Consider the following 24,765-nt stretch of genomic DNA (forward strand, 5'->3'; position numbering starts at 1 on the left):
AGATTGATTATGAGTCAATCTCTTTTATAGTTACAGTTAGTAATCCATATATACAAATCCACCACCAAGGGTAGTAGATTTAAGCCATAGAGCGAGATCTACTTTTTTTTCAATACTCTCATCATATATGACTCCCTGTAAAATTTTATTTTCTTTATCATATTCAATTGAAGCAAGAATAACCCAATGCCATCTGTCAAGAGTTACCTCTTCTCCACTGCATAGATTTAAAAATGCAACTGGTCTGTTCTTTGAAAGAGATTCCAAAAGAAATGATAAAAGATTTTCAAAAGAAGGTTTATCTTCATTTGGTTCAGGAACATCAAGTATATGAAGTTTAACCAGCATATCTCTTTCTTTTAAATATGGTTTAAATTTCTCGCAAAATATTTCAGTTGTTGGAATTCCTCTGTCTCCTGGTGTAACATATTCCCATAATTCTTCCATCAATGCCAGCATAGAACTTTTTGTACAAGGAACTTTTTCAGGACTTTCTTTGATATATCTGTAGTAATGGGTAAGCATAGCCGCAGTGGTAGGACCACATCCTGAACGACGTTGTCTTTCAGTTAAAAACCATTCCTGATCACATCCCAGAAATATTTTATCTGTTGTATCATCTTTGATTTTAAATAAATCAAGATTTTTAATTGCTGAATTATAAAGCATAATAACACCCCCTATACTTCTTTTTGCTTTTGAGGTATTTGAATATCTCATAACTTTAAGTTTTTAATATTAAACATATAATTAAAAAACAAAAAATATCTTTCAGAGCATAAAAAAATAACTGCTGAATGATATCTTTTAAATATATAATACCATTCAACAGCTATTAAATCAACAGTAAGAATTTTTACTATTTTAAATTTGCAATATCCTTTGTATCAATTATCATTGTTACTGGTCCGTCATTAAGAAGTTCAACTTTCATATCAGCACCGAATTCTCCACATTCAGTTTTTATTCCAAAACTTCTGCATTTTTCTAAGAATTTTTCATATAACGGCTCTGCAAGATCTGGTCTGGCAGCATCTGTAAACCCCGGACGACGTCCTTTGATGCAGTTGCCATAAAGAGTAAATTGTGATATAACTAAAAGTTCTCCCTTGATATCTTCCAGTCCTAAATTCATTTTTCCCTCTGCATCTTCAAATATTCTAAGATCTTTTACTTTAGAAGCCATCCAGTTCACTTCTTTTTCTGTATCTGTATGTGTCACTCCAAGAAGTACCAGAAGACCGTTTCCTATCTCTCCCAAAACTTTTCCATCTACAGTGACGCTTGAATGTTTTACTCTTTGAATAACTGCTCTCATATCTTCACCTCTAAATAATTTATATTCTAGTTAATTCTATTATAAATTTCTGACTTTTGCAAGAAGTAAAAAATGATAGATTAAATGATTTGAATCAAATAAGAATTTGGAAAAACGATAAATAAATGATATAATTGATAGGATAAAACATATTATTATGTAGATTATATTTTTGTGTCAAAAGGAGTTAGAGCATGGAGAGAGAGATAGTTTTAACAGAATTTGCAAGAGTGATAAATTCAGATAGATATCAGTATACAGAAAGCGACATTTTTTTGATGGAACACATGGAAGATAAAGAAGCTGTTTTTGATGTGTTTTTTAGAAAAACAGAAGACGGCGGATTTGCTGTAGTTTCTGGAGTACAAGAAGTGATTAATCTTATAGAAATTTTGAACAGCACAGGTGAAGAAGAAAAAAGAATGTATTTTTCAAAACTTATTCACGAAGAGCAATTAGTTGAGTATCTTTCTAAAATAAAATTCACTGGAGATATTTATGCTATGAGAGATGGAGAAATAGCCTATCCAAATGAGCCTGTTATTACTGTAAAAGCTCCATTAATTGAAGCAAAAATATTAGAGACACCTATATTGAATATAATGAATATGCAGATGGCGATAGCTACAAAAGCTTCAAGAGTTACAAGAGCAGCATACCCTGTACAGGTTTCATCTTTTGGAAGCAGAAGAGCTCATGGTTTTGACAGTGCCGTTGCTGGAAATAAAGCAGCAATCATAGGTGGATGTACAAGTCATTCAAACCTTGTGACAGAATATAAATATGGGGTGCCAAGTATAGGAACTATGGCTCACTCATATATTCAAACTTTTGGAGTGGGAAGCCACGCTGAAAGAGTAGCTTTTGATACATTTATAAAACATAGAAGAAATAGAAAATCAAATGCTCTTATTCTTCTTATAGACACATATAATACTATTGGAATAGGAATAAGAAATGCAATAGACTCATTTAAAGCTTGTGGAATAGATGATAATTATCCTGGAATATATGGAATAAGAATAGATTCAGGAGACCTTGCTTATCTTTCTAAAAAATGCAGAGCTATGTTGGATGAAGCAGGACTTACAAAGGCAAAAATATTCCTTACTAACTCATTGAATGAGGAACTTATCAGATCATTGAGAGAACAGGGAGTATGTGCAGATACATATGGAGTGGGAGACGAGATTGCTGTAAGTAAATCTAATCCTTGCTTTGGAGGAGTATACAAAATAGTTGAAATAGATAATGAACCAGTGATAAAATTATCAGAGGATATCATAAAAATATCTAACCCTGGTTTTAAAGAAGTTTATAGAATATATGATAAAGAGGGATTAGCTTATGCTGATTTAATAACTCTTGTGAAAAATGACAGTGATAAAGAAAAATTAGTAAATGGAAAAGATATCACTATTAGAGATGAAAAATATGATTTTAAATTCAGTGATTTAAAAGAGGGATCATATAGTGTGAAGAAACTTACTAGAACATATGTAAAAGATGGGGAAGTTATTACAGATGAGTATGAAAAATTATTTGATGTATTAGGTTCTCAAAAATATTATTTAGAAAGTTTAGAGAAAATATCAGCAGAAAGAAAAAGATTGGAAAATCCTCACAAATATAAAGTAGATCTTTCAGAAAATCTAATAAAATTAAAATATGACATGATAAAAACTATACAATCAGAAATATTAAAAGATGACTCTCGTAAAAAATAAGAGAGCCATCAAATGAATCTATTTTTTTAAAGCGATTACTAACAAATGAGCAGTAGAAAGATTAGTAGCAATAGGGATTTTGTGAACATCAGCAAGTCTGATAAGAGCTGAAATATCAGGTTCATGAGGCTGAGCTGTAAGGGGATCTCTTAAAAAAAATACAGCTTTAATCTTGTTGAGAGCGATGTCAGCACCAATTTGCTGATCTCCTCCTATTGGACCAGATTGGTATCTATGGATAGTCAGCCCAGTTGCTTCAGCTATTCTTTTCCCAGTTGTTCCAGTAGCTACTAATTCAAATTCTTTAAAGAAATCAAGATTTTCTTTTACAAAAGTAACTATTTCATCTTTCATATTGTCATGAGCTATAAGAGCGATTCTTTCCATTATTATAGTTCCTCCCTTGGAAATTAATTGATATAGTTATTATATAATAATTTTGTATGAAATTACCAGTAATTTCAAAATAAAAAAAGGGTGATAGAGTGGAATTTAGTAAAATAAGATATATAGAGAGAAAAACAGGGGAAACTCTTATAGAAAAAGTACCAGGGGAAAAGTATTTGAAGTTTTTGTACTATAATCCTCTTGGAGAACTTCCTTTGAATATGATAGTAAGAAAAAAATTTCTTACAGAATATTATGGGAAAAAAATGGACAGCAGAGAGTCTTGTAAAAAAATACCAGCTTTTATTGAGGAAGCGGGAATAAATATAGAAGAAGCTAAAAAATCAGTAGAAGAATTTACTTCATTTAATGATTTTTTCTATAGAGAGTTAAAAGATGGAAGAAGACCTGTAAATCAAAATGAGAATGTACTTGTTTCTCCAGCAGATGGAAAAATAATGGTATTTGATAATTTAAGTGAAAAAGATAATCTCTTTGTAAAGGGAGACAAATTTACTTTGGAAGAATTTTTTGGAAGCAGAGAATTAGCCAAGAAATATGAAGGAGGAGTTTTTCTTATAGTGAGACTAGCTCCAGTAGATTATCATAGATTCCATTTCCCTTCTGATGGAAAAATAAGTAAAAGTCAATTAATAGATGGATACTATTATTCAGTTTCTACTCTTGCTATCAAAAAGAATTTTAGAATATTCTGTGAAAATAAAAGAGAATATTCTATACTTGAAACAGAAAAATTTGGAGATATAGCTATGTTTGAAGTTGGGGCTACTATGGTAGGAGGAATTAAACAGACTTATACCCCAGACTCATCTGTAAAAAAAGGTGAAGAAAAAGGATATTTTTTCTTTGGGGGATCTACTTGTATACTTGTTTTTGAAAAAGATAAAGTGCAGATAGATAAGGATCTGCTTGAAAATACTAAAAATGGAATTGAAACAAAAGTATATATGGGAGAACAAATTGGTATTTCCAATAAAAGATAGGGAGAGGTATGAAAAGAAAGGCAAAATATTTTAAAATAGGAGACCTAGTCATATATTCCTTTCTTCTGTTTTTCTTTGCTACTTTAGGGATGAATATTACAAGCTTGTCTCAAGAAAAGGCTTCTAAAGTAGAGATATATGTAGATGGGAAGCTACAGTATGTATATCCATTACAGAAAGAAGAGAGAGATATTTTTGTTGATACAAATCTGGGAGGAGTAAATGTCAAATTCAAAGATGACATGGTAAGAGTGACAACCTCCAATTCACCTTTAAAGTTAAATGTAAAACAGGGATGGATAAAAGATCCGGGAGAAGTTATAATTGGTGTTCCTGATAGGCTCTTAATAAAGATAGTGGGCGATTCTAAAAATAATGATACTGGGGAAGAGTTAGACTTCGTAATAAGGTAGGCGAGAATTGTGGAAAAAAAATGGACTTTTTTAAAATTTTTAGGAGCAGGGATAGTAATTGTACTGGTACAAAGTTTTTTTCAAAAATATGATGCTTTTAAAGATATATACAGTACATATATCGGCTATCTTATACCAATGATATATGCAGTGTTCATCTCCATATTTTTGGAACCTTTAGTGAGTAAAATAGAGCAGAGATTTAAACTTGAAAGATGGGTAGCTGTAGCTATTGTCATTGTTCTGGTAATAATAGGAGTTGCAGGGTTTGTCGGACTGATACTCCCTCAGCTTGGAAAAAGTTTTAAAGAATTATACAATAAACTTCCTCATATGCAGGAGCAGTTAGGAAGCCTCATAAAAAGAGTTCTTGATTATCTTAAAGAGAAGGAACTTCTTGTAATTGGAGAAAAGCAGATAGAGGATAATATAATCAGCTTATTAAAAAGAAATATAGGAAATCTACAGGAATTTGGAATATCAGTTCTTTTAAATATTGTATGGTGGACTATTGCTCTGAGTAAATTTTTTATAGGATTTTTCCTTGCTGTATTTATCCTATTGGACAAAGAGTATTTTATTAGATTTATAAAAAATATTTTAGCAATAATTTTTGGAAAAGAAAAAGGTATGTATTTAAGTGATTTTCTTAACCAGTCAAGAAATGTTCTTTTAAATTATGTATGGGGAAGAATAATAGCTTCAGCTTTTGTCGGAGTAATAACTTTTGTAGTATTATTTCTGGCAGGAGTCCCTTATGCATTGTTAAGTTCTCTAATGATTGGTATGGGAAATATGATACCGTATGTAGGTTCTATTGTAGCAGGAGCTATAGCAATATTTTTAGTAATTCTGGCAGAACCATCAAAGATAGGGTATCTCTTCCTTGCAATGATAATAGGACAGACAGTAGATGGATGGATAGTGGGACCTAAGATAGTAAGCGAAACAGTAGGAATGAGTACTTTCTGGGTAATAGTGGCAGTACTTATTGGTGGAAGTGTTATGGGACCAATGGGAATGTTTTTTGGAGTACCAGCTTTTGGTATAATAAAACTTATCTATGAGACACAATTAAAAAAAATTGAGAATGGCAGTACAAATATTAAAAATAAAAAGGAGAAAAAATGGAAAAAATAACTTTGATAGCTTCGAGTACTATGGGGCTTGAAAGTGTTGTAAAAGATGAATGCGTAGAACTTGGATTTGAAAATGTAAGGGCATTCAATGGAAGAGTAGAATTTGAAGGGACTGTAAAAGATATAGTTAAAGCAAATATACATTTAAGATGTGCAGATAGAGTATTTATAAAAATGGGAGAATTTAAAGCAGTTACATTTGAGGATCTTTTCAGAAATATGAAGAAAATAGAATGGGCTGATTTTATTCCAGAAAATGGAGAATTCCCTATAAGCTGGGTAAGTTCTGTGAAATCTAAACTTTTTTCAAAATCTGATATACAGAAAATAGCTAAAAAAGCTATGGTAGAAAAAATGAAAGAAACTTATAAAAAAGATTATTTCTATGAAGATGGAGCTTTATATGCAATAAAAATACAAGCACATAATGATATTTTTATAGTTATGATGGATACAAGCGGAGAGGGACTGCACAAAAGAGGATATAGAGCTATAAAAAATGAAGCTCCTATAAAAGAAACTATGGCAGCAGCTCTTGTGAGACTTTCAAGATGGAAAGGAGGAGAGAGACCTCTATTAGATCCTATGTGTGGAACAGGAACTATCCTTATAGAAGCAGCTATGATAGCAAGAAATATAGCTCCAGGAGCAAATAGAAACTTTGCATCTGAGGGATGGAAAATAATTCCAGAAAATGAATGGATAGAAGTGAGAGATGAAGCTTTTTCCAATGAAGATTATGAAAAAGAAGTTAAGATATATGGTTCAGATATAGATCCTGAAACTATAGAAATAGCCAGAGAAAATATAAGAAAAGCTGGTGTAGAAGATGATATAACTCTTGAGTGTAAAAATTTCTTAGATATAGAAATGGAATCAAGACAAGGGTGCCTTATAACTAACCCACCATATGGAGACAGACTTCTTGATGAAAAGGCAGTAGAAAGACTGTACGGACTTCTTGGAGATGTATGCAGAATGAGAATACCAAAATGGTCATACTATGTAATTACTTCATATGAAGAGTTTGAAAAATGCTTTGGAGGAAAAGCTACTAAGAACAGAAAACTATATAATGGTGGAATAAAATGCTATTATTATCAATATTATGGAGAAAGTAATGGAAAAAATGGTAAAAAATAATGAAATTTTAAAATTTTCTGTAGAGGTAATTTTACAGGTTTTCAGATCCATAAATAAAAAAATAGATGAGCTGAAGGAGATAGGAGATATCTCTGGAATAGAAATACTTGAAAAAGATGTTATACCCAAATATGAAAAACTTTATGGAGGTTTAACAGGAGAAGCTGTTGAAAACTTTGATGAAGAACAATTCTCAGCTATTAAAAAATATATTGAAGATATAATGAAAGAAAATAATTTCAGTGAAGAATATATAAAAAATCAGATGGAATTGAGAGAGAAATTCAAAGGTGATTCTGGAGCTGAAGTAGTGAAAAGATTTTTCCAATATGAGAAAAAAGAGCTTGAAAAAACGAAGTATGAACTTTTAGACAGAGCAGATAAAATATTGGAAGAGGAAGAAAAACTTTCTATGGAGATGAAAAATGCAATTCAGGAAGAGGAGCAGATAGAATATATTTATAAACTTCAGCCTGTAAGAGCCGAATTCAGAAAAGCAGAGGAAAAAATATTAAAAGTACAGGAAAAATTAGATATCTTAAATAAAAGACTGGTATCTGAATGGCCGTATGAAATATACGGAACTGTATCAAAAGATGAAATGTTAAAAACATATAATAAAATTATGAAAAAGTAATTATGATTTTTAGAAAAGTATGATAGAATTATGGAGGAGAAAATGAAAATGGTAAAAATAGTGATATTACTATTAATAATTGCAGGAGGATTTTTCTATCATTCTAGAAAAAGTCGTTCAGCTGATTTAAAAATTAAGGAGGGAACAAAGGTGGCAAATATAGTATTAAATGCTAAAATAAAAACTTCAAAAGGGGATATAAATTTAAAATTAATTCCAGAAGCTGCACCAATGACAGTAACAAACTTTGTATATTTAGCAAAAAGAGGATATTATGATGGATTAATATTCCATAGAGTAATAGCAGACTTTATGATTCAAGGGGGAGACCCAACAGGAACAGGAGCAGGTGGACCTGGATACCAATTTGGAGATGAATTTGTTGAAGAGCTTACATTTAATGTACCAGGGAAATTAGCTATGGCTAATGCAGGACCAGGGACAAATGGATCTCAATTCTTTATAACTCATGTACCAACAGAATGGCTTAACTATAAGCATACTATTTTTGGAGAAGTAGTTTCTGACGCTGACCAAGCTGTAGTTAATAAAGTTGCACAGGGAGATACTATTGAAACAATAGAAATCACTGGGGATGTAGATAAATTATTAGAAGCTAACAAAGAAATGAAAGATAAAATGGATGAAATATTAGCTAAAACAATGCCAGAATTAAAAAAATACTAGAAATAAAAATAAAAGTCAACTGCCAGCTGTGTTATTTAAACCAGTAGGTGGTTGACTTTTTTAATTATTAGTTTTATTTTTCTTCTTCTATATGTAGTTTTTCTATACGGTTGTCAGGAATTATCCAGAGAACAGCAGTGAGAGCATAGAAAAATAAAGAAATTACAGGAAGGAAAAATGCTGAAATTATTCCTGTAAGATATAAAATAGGAGAAATTTTCCCTTTTATATCATTTCCAATAGCTTTTTTTAATTTTGAATTTTTACCTTGTGACTTTATAAGCAGATGTATTAAAATATAGTATGCTATGGAGCAGGCTAAAAGAACGCCCCCATACATCATAGCAGAGATTTCTGAGAAGTTTGTTTCACCCATCCAGCTTGTTGTAAATGGAATAAGGGAAAGCCAAAAGAGCAGGTGAGTATTTGCCCAGAGGATTTTTCCGTTTATCTTATTGACAACAGAGAAAGTGTGATGATGATTGTTCCAGTATATTCCCACATAGAGAAAGCTTAAAATATAACTAAAAAATTTTGGAAATAAACTGGAGAGTTCAGAAATATCTGCTCTATGAGGTGCTTTTAATTCTAATACCATTATTGTTATAATGATGGCTATTACTCCATCACTAAATGCTTCTATTCTATTTTTTCCAAACATAAGATTTTCTCCTTTTAAATATCTTTTAATCATTATATGAAAAAAAAGAGGAGATTCCTTTTTTAGAAATTCCTCTTCTTTGGAGATTATAAATCATTTTTTAGTTCCTCTAAAACTGCCAGAACTATATCTTTAGATATAATAGATGCCTTGTCGCAGTTCTGTTCAAAATTTTCTACTCCAGAGTGAGAAGCTGTATCTGTAATAGTTCGTATTGAAATAAATGGGATATTATTTACATAGCATACATGGGCGATACTTGCACTTTCCATATCAACAGAGAGAGGAGCATATTTTTTGTTTATTATTTCCCGCATATTCTTATCAATAAAACTTTCTCCAGTTACCATTTTACCAAAAATAACAGGATGATTAACAGCTTGATTCTGTACAATTTTTTTTGCAGCAGCTAATAATTTTTCATCAGCATTAAAATAGATAGAAGGGAGCCAAGGGTGAAACTCTACCAGTATATCATCAGCTACATCGTGATAAGCAAGTTGTGTTGATATAACTGTATCAAAAATTTTTATAGTTTTTTCCATTCCACCAGCTGTACCAGCACTGATAATTGTATTTACATGATAAGAATCAATTAAAATCTGTGCAGCAACAGCAGCATTGACCTTGCATACACCACTGTATAGAACAACAACAGGAATATTATTTATTTCACCTTCATAAAATTTCAACATTGCTTTTTCTGTGATATGGCAGTTATGAATATGATTTAGAAAAGGTTCTAACTCAGAATCTCCAGCACAGATTATTCCAACTTTTAAAGCCATTTAATTCCTCCTGATTTATAGATTAATTTACTCACACTTTATCATTATATTTTTCCAGAGGGGGAGTTTTACTACTCAGTTACATAGACATTTGTAAGATCTAAATAACCATTATTTTTCATAATAAGATTATGAATATTTTTTCTCATTCCAAGATTTAGTTTTGGATAAAGAATAGTGTAGTGAGGAAGCTCTTCTTGTAATATCTCCTGAGCCTTTCCATAAAGTTCTTTTCTAACTTTAGGATCCATTGTTATTCTAGCTTTATCAAGAGTATCATCTAAATCTTTATTTACAAAAGCAGTTACATTCATAGAACCTTTTATTTGAGATGAATGGAAAAGAGGATACATAGTTTTATCACAATCTCCATTGGCAGTGTTCCATGACATATAGAAAATAGGTTTTACTTCATTTTCATTTTCAATCATTTTGATATAAGTAGCCCATTGGAAAACTTTAATCTCAGTATTGATTCCTATTTCTCTCAACTGCTCCTGAATAATAACACAAGCATCAATTCTTGCAGAATCATCACTTACCCATAAGTCAATATTGAAACCATTAGGATACCCAGCTTCTGTTAAAAGTTCTTTTGCTTTGGCAATATTCAAATCATATTTCTTAGCATCAGGATTGAAATCTGTCATAGCAGGAGGAACTACAGAAGTTCCAGGAGTAGCAGAATCTCCATATATAGCTTGAGTGATAGCTTTATTATCTATTGCATAAGCTATTGCCTGTCTCACTCTCTTATCTTTCAATAATTCATTTTTAGTATCAAATCCAACAAACTGGCTAGTAGGAGCTTCAACTTCTATATAATCTAAAGAGTTGTTGTCTTTAATAGATTTCAGATCCATAACTCCCATATCTAATGATATATCAGCTTCACCAGTTTCCAGCATAATCATTCTGCTGTTGTTTTCAGTTATGAACTTAATAACTACTTCTTTAAGTTTTGAAATAGTCCCATAGTAATCATCAAATCTTTCCATAGTAAGTCTGTTTCCTATATCCCATGATTTAAATTTGAATTGTCCAGTTCCTACAGGGTTAGTAAGAAATACATCTTCTGAAGCTTCAACGAGTTTTTTATTAATTATTGAAGAATTTGTAATACTAAGCTGATTTAAAAGACTTCCAAAAGGAGTATCTGTAGTTATCTTGATAGTGTTTTCATCAATTACAGTTACCTCTTTTATAGGAGTAAAATTATAAGCACATTGAGGAAGACTTCTTGCTCTATCCAAAGAAAACTTTACATCTTCAGCAGTCATAATATCTCCATTATGGAATTTAACATTTTTCTTTAAGTGAAATACTGTATTTAAAGGATCAACAGATTCCCAGCTTTCAGCTAATCCTGGAAGCAGATTAAGGTCTTTATCCATAGTTATTAAAGTATCAAACATAAGCTGAATTATTTTATTAGAAACTGAATCAGTACTTTTTTGTGGATCAAGAGTTTTGATTTCAGCTTTCTGAGCAATAACTAAAGTATCTTTCAATTTAGTCTCTGATGAAGTTTCAGATTTTATAGCTTTTGTTCCTCCAAGTAATAAAGCAAATGTAAGTAAAAAAATCACAGCCAATAGTTTCTTTTTCATTTTTGTTTCCCCCTCGGTATCATTTAAAAGTTCTTTAAGAATAAAAAAAAGCAATCTGGTTAGATTGCTTTAAAAACAAGTGATATTTCTCATATATATCATGTGTGCTCCAAAAAACATGATGTATATAAATTTAGATTTATATATTCAAATATTTTAAAGGAGTTTACACAGAAGTATAAAAGTTATCAAAAGACGCAAGCTTATATCTAACATTAAAAATTTCTGTATGCAGTTTTTCTGTGCAGCTCCACCACCAATATTGGAATACAGTGTTTAAGTTAGATAATGTCATATTGATAACCTCCTTTTTCATAGTCTTATTTCTTGTAATGAGTATATGCTATATTTTTTTAAAAGTCAACTATTTTTTATTTTTTTTTTACAATATCCAGAAAATATTCATGAACAGAAGTATCATCTGTAAGCTCTGGGTGGAAAGATACAGCCAGCATATTTTTTTCTCTCACAGCAGTTATATTTCCATTTACAACTGATAATATCTCTGCTCCTTCTTTTATATTTTCTACATAGGGAGCTCTGATAAATACCATTTTCACTTTTTTATCTATTCCTTTAAAATCTCCTAATGTTTCAAAACTTCCAAGCTGTCTTCCATAAGCATTTCTTTTAACTTCTATTCCCATAACTCCTAAATGTACAACATCACTGTTTGAAAGTTTTTCAGCGAGAAGTATCATACCAGAACAAGTACCAAATACAGGAAAGCCATTTTTTATTTTTTCTTTGAGAGGTTCAAGAATATCAAAGTCTCTTAAAAGTTTTCCCATAGCTGTACTTTCTCCACCAGGAAGAATTATCCCATCAATATCTTTTAGCTGTTCTTTTGTTTTTACTAGACAGTTATCTATATTTAGGGAATCAAGGATATTTTTATGCTCTTGGAAAGCTCCTTGGAGAGCTAAAATTCCTATTTTCATAATTACCAACCTCTTTTAGCCATTTTCTCATCTTCAGCAAGAGAATAAACATTGATACCTACCATTGCTTCTCCTAGATCTTCTGATATTTCAGCAAGAATTTTCGGATCATTGTAATTTGTTACAGCTTTTACAATAGCAGCAGCCCTCTTTGCCGGGTCGCCAGATTTGAATATTCCAGAACCAACAAAGACACCATCACAACCAAGCTGCATCATAAGAGCTGCATCAGCAGGTGTAGCCACCCCACCAGCAGCAAAGTTTACCACAGGAAGTTTTCCATTGTTATGAACATATTTTACTAAATCATATGGAGCTCCTAATTCCTTTGCAATATGATAAAGTTCAGATTCAGGAGAAGATACTACTTTTCTGATATCTTCATTTAGTGTTCTCATATGTTTTACAGCTTCAATGACATCTCCAGTTCCAGGCTCCCCCTTAGTTCTTATCATACTTGCTCCTTCAGATATTCTTCTTAGAGCTTCTCCTAGATTTCTTGATCCACATACAAATGGAACTTTAAATAATGTTTTATCCACATGGAATCTGTCATCAGCAGGAGTAAGAACTTCACTTTCGTCAATATAATCTATTTCAAGAGCTTCAAGTATTTGAGCTTCTACAAAGTGACCAATTCTCACTTTAGCCATTACAGGAATAGAAACAGCAGCCTGTATCTCTTTTATCATTTTCGGATCAGACATTCTTGCTACTCCGCCATTTTTTCTTATATCAGCAGGAACTCTTTCCAATGCCATAACAGCACAGGCACCAGCTTCTTCAGCTATTTTAGCTTCAGCAGCTGTAGTTACATCCATTATTACTCCACCTTTTAACATTTGAGCTAAGTTTTTATTTAAATCATATCTTGACATATTCTTCCCTCCATATATTTATTGATTATTTTTTTGATTAATATTATAATAAGAGTATCGATACAATCTATTAAAAAATTAATTTTCTAATGATAGTATCACATAAAATATAAAATTATTCAATTCTAAAAACTATTAAGTGTACCGTTACAATTTTTTCTTGGAGGAATAATGAAAATAGAACTGCCTGTGGAGAATGGGGAAAAAATATATCTTCAGCTTTATTATAAATTAAAAGAAATGATAGAAAATGGAGAGATAAAAGGAAAAATATTTTCTATAAGAGAGCTTGCTAAAAATTTAGGAGTGAGTATCTCAACAGTGGTAAAGGCCTATGAACAGCTGGAAAAAAATGGATATATATATCTTCGTGGAGGGAGCGGAGCTTATGTAAAATACAACAGAGAAAAAAAGTTTTATCTGGAAGATCATATGGAAAATGAAATATTCAGATATGGTTATTTTTCTTCTGAGTACAGAATAGATTTTTCTACTGCGTCCCCTAATGCTGATTTTTTTCCTGTGGAAGAACTGAAAAAAGCTATCAATTATATTTTAGACAGAGATGGAGGGAAAGCTCTCCTTTATGAAAATCCACAAGGTTATTTGGAGCTTCGTAAGACTATAAAAAAAGAACTGAAAGCTGATGGGATAGATGTAGAGATAAAAGATATTCAAATAATGTCAGGTGCTCAGCAGGGGATAGATATATTGAGTAAAATATTGATTTATCCGGGAGATATAGTAGTCACAGAAGACCCAGCATATAAAGGGGCAGTTATAAGTTTTAAAAATAATGGGGCAAAAGTAGAAAGAGTAGCAATGAAAAAAGATGGACTTGACTTAAAGGAGCTGGAAGGTATTTTAAAGAGAGATAAAATAAAATTTATATATACAGCAGCTACTTTTCATAATCCTACAGGAATATCAATTTCAGAAAAAAAGAGAGTGGAGCTTTTAGATCTGGCTGAAAAATATAATTTCTACATCATAGAAGATGATTGCAGCTCTGATATATATTTTGATGAAAAAAAAATAAGAAGTATAAAAAGCTATGATAAAAATGATAGGGTCATATATATAAAAAGCTATTCTAAAGTGTTCATGCCTGGCTTTAGGCTTGGATTTATGGTAGCTCCAGAAAAAATAGCAAACTCTGTATTAGCAGGGAAATATTCCAGTGACATTTCTAACTCAGGATTGAATCAGAGAGTTTTTCAATATTTTCTTGAAAATGGTATATGGAATGAACATATAGAAAAATCCAGAAAAGAGTTTCATAAAAAACAAAAATATATGTATCACAGACTTAAAAAAATAGAGAACATAAAAATCAACAAACCAAAAGGTGGCATGTGCTTCTGGATAGAGCTTCCAAAAGAAATAACAGGGGAAGCTGTGTATATGAAACTTGCTAAAAGAGGGGTAGGAATACTTCCAGGGGTAGTTTTTTCAGAAAAATCATATAACTATATAAGATTAAGTTTTGCTCAATGTAATGAAAAAGAGATAGATGAGGGAATAGAAATATTGGAAAAAGTAATTGATGAATTGAGATAAGGAGAAGAGAATTATGTTTAATAGAAAAGATAGAAATACAAAAAGAATAAAAATAAAGCTGGTGATATTAGCTGTTTTGGTAGTAGTAGCCTTTGGAATGAAATATTTTAGATAAAATAAAAAGAGAGATACCTATAAAAAGCTAGATTAAATTTTAGAAATTTGGAAATTAGAAAGGTTTATGCAATTAATGAAGTAAGTAAAACGTAAAAAACAGTATGTTTGAACGAAGTGAGTTTCCAGTAATTAAGCAGTTAAAATTTTAACTGCTATAATTACTGAGATGCAACAGTGGAACTGTTGTAATCCTTTAACTATTTTTTTATGTTTTAAGAACAAAATTAATAATAAACCTTTCTACTGGAAAAGTTTTAAAATTATATTTATATTAATCTATTACTTCTGGAAATTTATCTCTTTCTATCAGTTCCAGAGTTACTTTAGTAGTAGCTACACAAGTAACAAGAGGAGCTAGAAATATCCCAATGAAGGGGATGAAAAATAGAAGAGTAAATATACTTCCACATAGAAGAGAGTAAAATCTCTTCTTTTTTAAAAATTCAAGACTTTCTTTAGGAGAAAATTCATATCTTTCTAAAGTATAGTCCATAAATGAAAATCCTGTAAAATATCCCTGAAGCAAAAATATAAGCAGAGGAATAGATAAATTTATAGGAAAAACAAAGCTCAACAGCATGATAACACATGTTCCAACAAGCTGTTTAATAAAGCTTCTAAACCCTACTTCAGCCCCTCTCATTAAAAATCTCATATTATCTTTAATTGTAAAATCATATTTTTTTCCTGTAAGGTGACTGTCTACTCTTTCAGAAACATATCCAAGTATTGGAGATAAGAGCAGTAACAGTAATGATTTATATACAAGATAGTAGAGAAAAACTGCTACCACCCATATTAGTATTTTGATAAGAATAGATACTAAAGCATGATATTTTTCTAATTCGAATATTGATTCTAAAGAACTCATTATTCCAAATGAAAGTAAATTTGCTAAAAATATCAAGACTACAAATAAGAAAATACCAATGATTCCTGGCAGAAAATAATATTTTTTTAATTTAGCTTCATTAATGATTCTAAAAGAATCTGAAAAAGAAGCCAGTACAAGTTTTATACCTTTCATAATTTAATCTCCTGTGTTAGTCCAAATGTGATGTATCAGAAAAAACTTCTATATTAAATTTTCCATCTTTATATTTTACTATTGAAACACTTGTGTTTTGTGGAACTTTAGCAGCTCCTAATACATCCATTTTTTCTTTTGTTATGACATGAAACAAAGCCTTTAGAGTTACTCCATGAGTAACAACAACAACTCTGTCACTGTCATTAAGATACGATAAAAGCTTATCTAATCCTTTTTTTACTCTTTCTATTACTTCATAATAATTTTCTCCATGATAAACTTTTGGATCATAATCTACAGGATTATTAAAAAAATCATAAAATTCTTTTGGATATTTTTCTTCAAATTCTGAACGAGGGATTCCTTCAATATCTCCCATAGAGATTTCTTTAAATTCCTCAATGAATTTTATTTCCTGTTTTCTGTCTCCCATAATAATTTTTGTTGTTTGAATAGTTCTTCCCATAGGAGATGAATAAAAATCTGTAAATTCAATGTCTTTTAGTTTTTCCGAAAGTTTTTCTGCCTGTGATATTCCCAGTTCTGTAAGTGGAGAATCAGATCTTCCCTGAAATATTTTTAAAGTATTCCATAATGTTTCTCCATGTCTGATAAAGTAAATTTCCATGTGCTTATATTTCCCTTCTTAATAAATTGTTTTTATTTTTTTACGTTTAAAAATGTAGGACTATTTAAGAATTTCTTAATATTTTCTATTCTAGTTTTATCATTAGGGTGAGTACTTAAAAATTCAGGTGATTGTTTTCCACCACTTGCAGAAGACATTCTTTCCCAGAAAGTAAGTGCATAATTAGGATTATATCCAGCAAGTTTCATAAAGATAAGTCCAAGTTCATCAGCTTCAGTTTCCTGTTTTCTGCTGTATCCAAGCATAACTAAATTAGAAGCACTTCCATAAAGTTCTTGAGGAACTCCAAATGCAACTTGAAGAACAGCTCCCACTCCACCTTGTACCATACTTTGACTTTGTTGTTCTCTGCTGTGCTCTGCTATTGCATGGGCAATTTCATGAGACATAACTACTGCAATTCCCTGCTCACCTTTTGTATAAGGAAGAATACCAGTATAGAAAGCAACCTTACCACCAGGCATACACCAAGCATTAGGAGTATCATCTTTTATAAGGTTAAATTCCCATTGGTATTTAACTTTAGAAGTTCTTTGCTCAGGGTGAAGTTCAAAATATTTCTCTACAGCTTTGGCGATATTGTTTCCAACTTTTTTTACAAGTTTGGCATCGTTATTATTCAAAACAGTACTTTGTTTCATAACTTGAGCATATTGAGTATAACTGTTTTGAATTGTTTCCTCTTCATTTACTAAAAGAAGCTGTTTTCTTCCAGTAATTGGAGTACTAGAACATGAGATAAGGAAAAGAGCCAAAAATACCAACGATAAAACTTTTTTCATTTTCATAAAATCCCTCCGATGTAAATATGATATTTTTTCTTTGAATATTCTTTTATTTTTAGGTATAATAAGAATATTGATATATTTATTTTACACAATTTGAAGGAGGATGTAAATTGAAATTTTTAGGAGTTATACCATCGAGATATGCCTCAACAAGATTAGAGGGAAAACCATTGAAAGATATATGTGGTCATACAATGGTAGAATGGGTATATAGAAGAGCTCTTTTGTCGAAATTAGATAATGTAGTAATTGCAACAGATGATGAAAAAATAGTAAAAGAAGTAAAATCTTTTGGTGGAAATGTTATCATGACAAGAAAAGATCATATTAATGGAACCAGCAGAATAGCAGAAGTTTGTGAAACATACTCTGAATATGATGTTATTGTAAATATTCAAGGGGATGAACCTTTAATAGAACCTGATATGATAAATTCTATAATTGATTCATTTTTAGAAGATAAATCTATTCCAATGAGTACATTAAAGCACAAATTAAGCACTATGGAAGAAATAGAAAATCCAAATTCTGTAAAAGTAGTAACTGATAAAAATGATTTTGCAATATACTTTTCAAGAAGTGTAATTCCTTATCCAAGAAATCTTGATTTAAAAAATTATTACAAACATATAGGAATATATGGATATAAAAGAGATTTTGTAATGGAATATTCAAAAATGAATTCTACTCCTCTGGAGCTTTCAGAATCTTTGGAACAGCTTAGAGTATTAGAAAACGGCTATAAAATAAAAGTTATAGAAACTCCATATAAAATAATAGGAGTTGATACTCAGGAAGAACTGGATAAAGTTAGAAAATATATTACTGAACATAACATAAAAATAAAATAACATCATTCAGGGGGAACAAAACTTATGAAAAAAAATTTAAGCAAAATATTTCTTGTAGCATTAATGGCAGCTTCCATAGCTGGATGTAGTTCTACACCTTCTAAAAAACCTTCTTCTGGAGGAGGATTCGGAGGAATATTTACAAGTTCTAAACCGCAAAAGGCACAACACACAGATGCTGACTATGAATTAGATTACACTTTCTTCAAAGAAAAAGGGCTTCCAATTCCAGACAACTTTAAAGGAAGATCTGTTGAATATCTAGTGCCGGGAAATGATGTATTGAAAGAGTATGGGTATAGTTTCTTTAAAAAACATAATGAAAAAGAGATGCTTAAATTTTTTAAAGATACGACTATAACAGGGTATGGTTCAAATTCTAATTACTGGAGATGGAAGATAACATTTACTGAGCAAGAATTTAAAAATTCAGTAGCTCGTAATCTGCCTATGGTATATAAAGTGAGACCAAGAGATGTAATGACATTGAGCAAAGGTGAATGGAAATCTATTCCTATAACAGCAGCAGCCATAGGAGATGTAAAAGATGTAGAAGTAGCTGCAAGAGGAAGATCAGGGGTTATAACTTATCTTTTGATAACTACTAATAAAAATAAATTTCTAGTATCTAAAGAGTTAAATGTAAGAAAGCTTCTTACTGCTGATAAAAATAGTACAAAAACTAATAGAACTATTCCTCTGTATGGAACAAAAGGGGGAGCCAACGGCTATAGTGCAAAAGCTCTAAGAAATAATATAACTCTTTTACCATCAGCTTATTTTTCGATAGAAAAGGGCTCTGGAAATGTAACTCTATATGGAGGAGGAAATGGTCATGGAGTAGGTATGCCTCAATGGACTGCTTATGATTTGACTAAAAACTACAATTATTCATATAAAGATGTTTTGAAAAGATATTATCCTAATACTGATATGAAAAATATGTACAGCATGAAAGGTGTAGATAAAAATATCAGAGTTGGAATAAGCAACAGCAATGGAGGATTGGATCATACAAGAGTTGTTCTTCATAGTGGTGGAAAATTAAAAATAACAGGTTCAGGATTTAAAATTGATGTGCCTGTAAGACAAAAAATAGAAGTTGTTAATGAAGGAAAAAAACTTTCTATAAAAGTAAATGGAAAGCAAAGAGTTAAAACTGTCAACCCAGTAGTTATTGAGGGAACAGGATACTACATCACTTTAGATGGAATAAAAAAGATGCACACAATAAATCCTAACTATCGTGGAATTATGGAATTGAAACCTTCAAGAACTTCCAGCAGGGGTATCAGAATAATAAATGAAATCTATATGGAAGATTATTTGAAACAGGTAGTCCCTAGTGAAATGCCACAAAGTTTTGGAGTGGAAGCACTTAAAGCTCAGGCTATCGCAGCTAGAACTTATGCTTTGAGTGATTATTTGAAATTCAGATATAAGAATGATGGATTCCATGTAAAAGATACTACTGAAAGTCAGGTGTATAATAATCAGGTTGAAAATGATGATGCAAAAGAAGCTATTGAAAGTACAAAAGGAAAAGTTTTGATGTATAAAGACACTCCTGTAGATGCAAAATATTTTTCTACATCAGGAGGATTTACTGAAGCAGCAAATTATGTGTGGTAATTAAGATAAAAATAATAATATAAATAAAAAAAAGAGACTGTTGTAAGTTAGTGTTTTATTAACTAATTCGCAATGGTCTTTTTTTATTTTCTCAAAAATTATTCTATAGCTTTAATTTCAATTTTTTTATTTTTAAATTTATCTGGAAGAAATATAGAGAATTAAAAAAGTGAGAAAAAGAATAAAAGTATAAAAAAGATAAAATAATTAAAGAGAAATAAAAAATAAAAATCAAGAGTTCTCGTTTGTGTATAAATGCGAACATTTAAAGAATTTAAAAACATCTAAAACAATCTTTATTCCTATTAACTATATATACCACGAAAAAATAAAATAATCAATTTTTATTTTCTTAAAAAATTTCAATTTTTAAAAAAATATATTTTAAAACTTGAATTTAAGATAATTTTTGACAAAAAATAAAAAAATAAAAAAGTTCGCATTTATACACAAATGCGAACAGTTTTTTGGGGTGGCTATTTTAAAGGAAAAGAGGATATTATGACAGAGGCTGAATTTCTTGAACTGTATAAAAAGAAGAGAAAATTGAAAAATATAAAAGAGGCAAAAGAGAAGTTGGAACTATTTTGGGAGGTAATTTTTGCAGGAATAGCAACAGAGAGAAAAGTAATAGTAAAAGATTTTGGAACATTCGAAGCAAAGAAACTCAAACCAAGAAAGATATATGATATTCATAAAAATAGTTTGTATATGACAAAAGAGAGAACAGCATTAAAATTCAGAGTAAAAAATGGTTTTATGGAAATTGTGAATAAAAAAGTAAATAACTATGGCTTATCAGATGAAACTGGGATGAAGTAAAGTAGTCTGACAAAAGTGCAGTTAAAATAAAATAATGGGAGGAATATAGTTATGATTAGCAATTTTAATGAGGTAGAGAAATCTCTAAAGAGATGTTTAAAAGAAAAGGTATCAATAACCACAGCCACTGTGGTAGGATTTTTGATAGCAGGTACAGTGGCATTTGGAACAGAGGCTACAGTAACTAAAGAATACACTAATGAGAACTTTTCAACTGCAATAACTGAAGAGGTAATGAATAATCAATATGGATTAATGTTAAAAGATAATACAGAATTTAAAGGGGTTATATATGAATTTAAATTTGGTGAAGAAAAGCCTTCAGCCATTGAACGTCTTATAACAGTTAGTAAAGGAAAAACAACACTGGATAAAGATACAAATCTTTCAACAAGTGAAGGGATGACTTTATTAAATATAGTTGGAGAAGATAAAACTGGTATTACAGAGGTAATTAGTGAAGCAATTTTAATAAATAACAACTCTTCTTTAGAAGAAGAAAATGATCGTTTTTGGAGACCAACAGTTATTGTAAATGGTTTTCAAGGTAATACTTCTTTTACAAATTCTGGAACAATAACTAAAACAGGACATCCAACATATAATTGTGCAGTTGATTTATCTGCTGGTAAAGATTATATAACAACTTTCACAAACAGTGGAATAATTAATGGACTTATAAAGTCAGATGCTGATGACAGACAATTAGGTGATATTGTTATAAACCTAAAAGATAATTCAAAAATAAATGGAGAGTTCTCTTTTGCTGGTGGTGGAACAAGAACAATAAATATTGACAGTAATAATAATGGTGGTAAGGAATTAATAGTAAATAATACTGAAGACAATGAAACTTTTATAAAAACTAATAATAGTGATATTACATTAAGAGGAAAAATACAGTCAAAAGGGACAACAGTAGAATTAAGTAATAGAAATGGAAATAATACTTTAACAAACTATGCTGATATAATTGGAAAAACAGGAATAGGAGTAGCAGATACAGAACAAGATACAAATCCAGAGGCTAAAAATAGAACAGTAACAATAAAAAACAATGGAAAGATTACTGCATCATTTGAAGGAATACATAATAATGGGTACCATACGAAGTATAATAAAGTGTATATAGAAAATAATGGAGATATTTTGGTAAATGATTTTGAAAAAGATGAGGATACTTATGATAGACCTTATTACTATAATACAGGAATATATTCAGCATCAGCACCATATATGGAAACTCCTGGAGAAGTAGTTAATAATGGAAATATAACTATCGAATTAAGTGAAGATCAACAGAAAGAATTAGAAGAAAAATATAAAGAAACAGAGGGAAATATGTTTCTTAATATTCATGGATTAAGACTTCATGAGCATACATGGGGATATAACAATGGAAAAATTCTTGTAAATTCATATGGTGGTATAGGAGTTGTACTTTCTGATGGCGATATAAATGCAAATGCTCTTGAAGATGTATATGGATATTTTGAAAACAATGGAACTGTTGAAGTAAATGGAGAAAATGTAATAGGAGTACAACTTAGAAATGCGGAGGGAATAACTGCTAAAAAAGAAGCAATAAATACAGAAAAAGGAAGTATTTTAGTATCTGGAAAAAATGCCATAGGTGTAAAAGTGGAGGGAGCATCAACAACTTTCACGAACAATGGAATAATTACATTAAAAGATGGAACTACTAATGGAATAGGAATATCTATCGACAAAGGAACAGCTACAAATAATGGAACAATAGCATTAGGATTAGGAGAAGATGGTAAATCTGGAAATCTTGCTATAAAAAATGAAAATGGTACAGCTAAAAACACTGGTAAAATAAAAATAACAGATAAAACATCTGAAGAGTTAAAAGATTTTGATATTTCAACTTTATTTAATGGAAAATATTTTAATTCAGGAATGATTGTAGATAAGAATGGAAAGGCAATAGAAAAAGAGGGAGATATAGTAATTAATGGTGGAGAAGTAAATGCAGGGGATATAAACAATGCTGGTGGAAATGGAAGTATAGTTATCAAAGGGGAAGAGACAACAATAAAAGGTTCAACAGACCAATCTATTGAAGTAGAATCTCTAAATGTTACAGGAAAAGTAACTATTGCAAATGGAGAGAGCAATGCACCTGTAGAAATAAAAGGAACTACAACTAATCTAGATGCTAGTGGAAGTATAGCAGTAGGAAATGGAACAAGTAAAGCTGATTTAACAATTACTAATGGAACAGTAAATGCAGAAGCTGATAAAACAGCAGTAACATTTGCTCATGCAGACTCAACTTTAGAATTATCAGGAACAACTTTTAATGGAAATATAGGCGATGGAACTACTAATGGAACATTAAAAACAGCAGGAACAGAAAAAGCAACAGTAATAACTGGAGATGTTAAAGCTAAAGCACTAGAACTAGCTGGAACAACATCAATAATAGGAAATATAGAAGCTAAAACAATGGATGTAACAGCTGGAAATACTGAAATAACTGGAACAATAACAGGAGCTGAAACAATTAATATAGGAGTTCCTACCGTTAAGTTATTTTCATTAAACAGAATGGCAGTTCCTACTGATACAGAAAAAGCAACAGTTACATATTCAGCAGACTCAGCAATAAAAGGAACTGTTGGATCTGGAACAACAGTAACTATTGGAGCTGATGGAATGCTTAAAGCTGAAGTAGATAATGATGGAAAAAATCTATTTGGAAATTCTGAAAATGTAACTGTAACTGGAGATGGAACAATTCAATTTCTTACTTCAAATATAAATAAAGAAAATTTAACATTAAAATTAGGAAATAGTGTAAGTATTGACGGTATATCTAATATTATAACAAACAGCGAATTTTATTCATATAATAATGGAGCATTAAGTTTTATAAAAGGTAATGTAAATAATAAAGAATTAGCCGATATGTATAACAAGTCTTTTGTAATAAATAATGTACTTTCTCAAAATAAGGATGTTAGAGAAGCTCAATTAGATTCTGTTTATTCAAATAATGTATATTCAGAAACAGTAAAAATGGCTATGGATACTTTGAGAATGAATGAAGATGCAGTATTGTCACTAGGAGGAAAACCAGAAGAAGGAAAATGGACAGCACAAGGTAAAATACTGTTTAGCAGAACAGAATATGACAGAGATGGAAAAGTAAATAATTACGGTGTAGAAACAAAGACAACAGGATTATTGGGAGCAATGGAATATGGAGTTTCTGAAAAATCATCAGTAGGATTTGCTTTCTCAGGAACTAAACAAGATCTTGATATGAAAAATGCAAGTGCAGATGGAGATGCTTTCTACTTTGGAGTATATGGAAAACAAGATGTAAATAATTTCAAACTAACAGCAGGATTAGGATATCAATTAGATAAAATAGACGCTGATAATAATGTAATAGCTTCTACAGGAAATAAATATAATTCAAAAGCATTCAGTGGATATGCTCAAGGAAAATATGTAATAAATGCAGGAAATGATGTAACAGTAGAACCAAAAGTTAAATTGGCATTGACAAGATTAACTCAAGAATCTGTAGAAGATAAGCACTTTGAAATGGAAAAAGTAGAAGCAACAACATTTGATACAGAAGTAGGAGTAGATTTAATAAAAACTATAAAACTAGAAAGTGGAAAAATGAATCTATTAGCAGGAATCAGCTACACAAGAAGTATGGGAGATACTGATAATAAATTCAAAGGAAATTTCATTGGAACAGATGGAACAAGAGGAAATAGATTTGATGTACTAGGGGCAAATTTAGGAGAAAATACTCTAAAAATTAATATAGGAGCAGAAGTAGAAAAAGATAATGGAATCTTCTATAATGGTGGAATAAATTATAAATTTGACAATGAAGACAGAGAAACACTTGGAGCAACAATAGGAGCAGGGTACAAATTCTAATTATAGAAGTAAAGATTTATCATAACTAAATCCCAGCAGCGAGGATGGCTATA

At 30.6% G+C, this 24,765-nt stretch carries 23 protein-coding genes; 12 read left to right on the forward strand and 11 right to left on the reverse strand.

Annotation, left to right across the window (positions count from 1 at the left end; all coding sequences use genetic code 11):
• Positions 1–36: 36 nt before the first annotated feature.
• Both C4N20_RS10490 and dtd read right to left on the reverse strand, forming a co-directional pair.
• Complete coding sequence (locus C4N20_RS10490) at positions 37–669, reverse strand: hypothetical protein (protein ID WP_005976099.1); 633 nt, start codon at positions 667–669, stop codon at positions 37–39.
• A gap of 190 nt (positions 670–859) precedes the next feature.
• Complete coding sequence (dtd, locus tag C4N20_RS10495; RefSeq protein WP_005976101.1) at positions 860–1,318, reverse strand: D-aminoacyl-tRNA deacylase; 459 nt, start codon at positions 1,316–1,318, stop codon at positions 860–862.
• Positions 1,319–1,512: 194 nt separating this feature from the next.
• Between dtd and C4N20_RS10500 the strand changes: the two genes are divergently transcribed.
• On the forward strand, positions 1,513–3,045 hold the full coding sequence (locus C4N20_RS10500) for a nicotinate phosphoribosyltransferase (RefSeq protein WP_005976103.1): 1,533 nt from the start codon (positions 1,513–1,515) through the stop codon (positions 3,043–3,045).
• Between the two features lie 18 nt (positions 3,046–3,063).
• Here C4N20_RS10500 and mgsA read toward each other — a convergent pair whose 3' ends face one another.
• Positions 3,064–3,432 carry a methylglyoxal synthase gene (mgsA, locus tag C4N20_RS10505; RefSeq protein WP_005976105.1) on the reverse strand — a complete coding sequence of 123 codons (369 nt, stop codon included), beginning with the start codon at positions 3,430–3,432 and terminating at the stop codon, positions 3,064–3,066.
• A 98-nt stretch (positions 3,433–3,530) separates the two neighbouring features.
• Here mgsA and C4N20_RS10510 point away from each other — a divergent pair, with 98 nt between their 5' ends.
• From C4N20_RS10510 to C4N20_RS10535, 6 genes are read left to right on the forward strand one after another with little or no spacing between them, the layout of a single operon-like run.
• Positions 3,531–4,436: a phosphatidylserine decarboxylase gene (locus C4N20_RS10510; RefSeq protein WP_005976107.1), complete on the forward strand. Its 906-nt coding sequence runs from the start codon at positions 3,531–3,533 to the stop codon at positions 4,434–4,436.
• An 8-nt stretch (positions 4,437–4,444) separates the two neighbouring features.
• Positions 4,445–4,849 carry a NusG domain II-containing protein gene (locus C4N20_RS10515; protein WP_005976109.1) on the forward strand — a complete coding sequence of 135 codons (405 nt, stop codon included), beginning with the start codon at positions 4,445–4,447 and terminating at the stop codon, positions 4,847–4,849.
• Positions 4,850–4,858: 9 nt separating this feature from the next.
• On the forward strand, positions 4,859–5,989 hold the full coding sequence (locus tag C4N20_RS10520; protein ID WP_005976111.1) for an AI-2E family transporter: 1,131 nt from the start codon (positions 4,859–4,861) through the stop codon (positions 5,987–5,989).
• Complete coding sequence (locus C4N20_RS10525; protein WP_005976113.1) at positions 5,977–7,131, forward strand: THUMP domain-containing class I SAM-dependent RNA methyltransferase; 1,155 nt, start codon at positions 5,977–5,979, stop codon at positions 7,129–7,131. Before C4N20_RS10520 ends, C4N20_RS10525 begins: the two co-directional genes overlap by 13 nt.
• Positions 7,109–7,768, forward strand: coding sequence for a hypothetical protein (locus tag C4N20_RS10530; RefSeq protein WP_005976115.1), 660 nt, complete (start codon positions 7,109–7,111; stop codon positions 7,766–7,768). Before C4N20_RS10525 ends, C4N20_RS10530 begins: the two co-directional genes overlap by 23 nt.
• A 42-nt stretch (positions 7,769–7,810) precedes the next feature.
• A complete protein-coding gene (locus C4N20_RS10535; RefSeq protein ID WP_005976117.1) occupies positions 7,811–8,455 on the forward strand; it encodes a peptidylprolyl isomerase in 645 nt (214 codons plus the stop codon).
• A 73-nt stretch (positions 8,456–8,528) separates the two neighbouring features.
• On the opposite strand, the gene C4N20_RS10540 is transcribed toward C4N20_RS10535, so the two are convergent.
• The 5 genes from C4N20_RS10540 to pdxS all read right to left on the reverse strand — a co-directional run bounded on the left by C4N20_RS10540 (position 8,529) and on the right by pdxS (position 13,333).
• On the reverse strand, positions 8,529–9,116 hold the full coding sequence (locus C4N20_RS10540) for a TMEM175 family protein (protein WP_005976119.1): 588 nt from the start codon (positions 9,114–9,116) through the stop codon (positions 8,529–8,531).
• 86 nt (positions 9,117–9,202) lie between these two features.
• Complete coding sequence (locus tag C4N20_RS10545; protein WP_005976121.1) at positions 9,203–9,904, reverse strand: 5'-methylthioadenosine/adenosylhomocysteine nucleosidase; 702 nt, start codon at positions 9,902–9,904, stop codon at positions 9,203–9,205.
• Between the two features lie 71 nt (positions 9,905–9,975).
• Positions 9,976–11,514, reverse strand: a complete 1,539-nt coding sequence (locus C4N20_RS10550) for an ABC transporter substrate-binding protein (protein WP_005976123.1) — start codon at positions 11,512–11,514, stop codon at positions 9,976–9,978.
• A 371-nt stretch (positions 11,515–11,885) separates the two neighbouring features.
• Complete coding sequence (gene pdxT / locus C4N20_RS10555; protein ID WP_005976125.1) at positions 11,886–12,455, reverse strand: pyridoxal 5'-phosphate synthase glutaminase subunit PdxT; 570 nt, start codon at positions 12,453–12,455, stop codon at positions 11,886–11,888.
• Positions 12,456–12,457: 2 nt separating this feature from the next.
• Positions 12,458–13,333 (reverse strand): pyridoxal 5'-phosphate synthase lyase subunit PdxS, encoded by an 876-nt coding sequence (gene pdxS / locus C4N20_RS10560; RefSeq protein WP_005976127.1) that lies wholly within the window; start codon positions 13,331–13,333, stop codon positions 12,458–12,460.
• A gap of 171 nt (positions 13,334–13,504) precedes the next feature.
• Between pdxS and pdxR the strand changes: the two genes are divergently transcribed.
• A complete protein-coding gene (gene pdxR, locus C4N20_RS10565) occupies positions 13,505–14,893 on the forward strand; it encodes a MocR-like pyridoxine biosynthesis transcription factor PdxR (RefSeq protein WP_005976129.1) in 1,389 nt (462 codons plus the stop codon).
• Between the two features lie 388 nt (positions 14,894–15,281).
• Here pdxR and C4N20_RS10570 read toward each other — a convergent pair whose 3' ends face one another.
• Genes C4N20_RS10570 through C4N20_RS10580 form a run of 3 tightly spaced genes read right to left on the reverse strand, consistent with a single transcriptional unit; the run spans position 15,282 to position 17,477 of the window.
• Entirely contained in the window at positions 15,282–16,037 is a 756-nt protein-coding gene (locus tag C4N20_RS10570) for an EI24 domain-containing protein (RefSeq protein ID WP_005976133.1), read from the reverse strand.
• A 16-nt stretch (positions 16,038–16,053) separates the two neighbouring features.
• Positions 16,054–16,668: a histidine phosphatase family protein gene (locus tag C4N20_RS10575; RefSeq protein WP_005976135.1), complete on the reverse strand. Its 615-nt coding sequence runs from the start codon at positions 16,666–16,668 to the stop codon at positions 16,054–16,056.
• A gap of 32 nt (positions 16,669–16,700) precedes the next feature.
• On the reverse strand, positions 16,701–17,477 hold the full coding sequence (locus C4N20_RS10580; RefSeq protein ID WP_005976137.1) for a M48 family metallopeptidase: 777 nt from the start codon (positions 17,475–17,477) through the stop codon (positions 16,701–16,703).
• Between the two features lie 110 nt (positions 17,478–17,587).
• On the opposite strand from C4N20_RS10580, the gene kdsB reads away from it, so the two are divergent.
• The 4 genes from kdsB to C4N20_RS10600 all read left to right on the forward strand — a co-directional run bounded on the left by kdsB (position 17,588) and on the right by C4N20_RS10600 (position 24,712).
• Positions 17,588–18,328, forward strand: coding sequence for a 3-deoxy-manno-octulosonate cytidylyltransferase (gene kdsB, locus C4N20_RS10585; RefSeq protein ID WP_005976139.1), 741 nt, complete (start codon positions 17,588–17,590; stop codon positions 18,326–18,328).
• 24 nt (positions 18,329–18,352) lie between these two features.
• Positions 18,353–19,960: a SpoIID/LytB domain-containing protein gene (locus C4N20_RS10590; RefSeq protein ID WP_005976141.1), complete on the forward strand. Its 1,608-nt coding sequence runs from the start codon at positions 18,353–18,355 to the stop codon at positions 19,958–19,960.
• Between the two features lie 501 nt (positions 19,961–20,461).
• Positions 20,462–20,782 carry an HU family DNA-binding protein gene (locus tag C4N20_RS10595; RefSeq protein WP_005976143.1) on the forward strand — a complete coding sequence of 107 codons (321 nt, stop codon included), beginning with the start codon at positions 20,462–20,464 and terminating at the stop codon, positions 20,780–20,782.
• 51 nt (positions 20,783–20,833) lie between these two features.
• The gene (locus C4N20_RS10600; RefSeq protein ID WP_005976145.1) at positions 20,834–24,712 is read left to right on the forward strand and encodes an autotransporter outer membrane beta-barrel domain-containing protein; all 3,879 of its coding nucleotides are present in this window, start codon (positions 20,834–20,836) and stop codon (positions 24,710–24,712) included.
• The last annotated feature ends 53 nt before the right edge of the window (positions 24,713–24,765 follow it).

Origin of the sequence: Fusobacterium ulcerans, from assembly GCF_003019675.1 — a bacterium.
GTDB lineage: Bacteria > Fusobacteriota > Fusobacteriia > Fusobacteriales > Fusobacteriaceae > Fusobacterium_A > Fusobacterium_A ulcerans.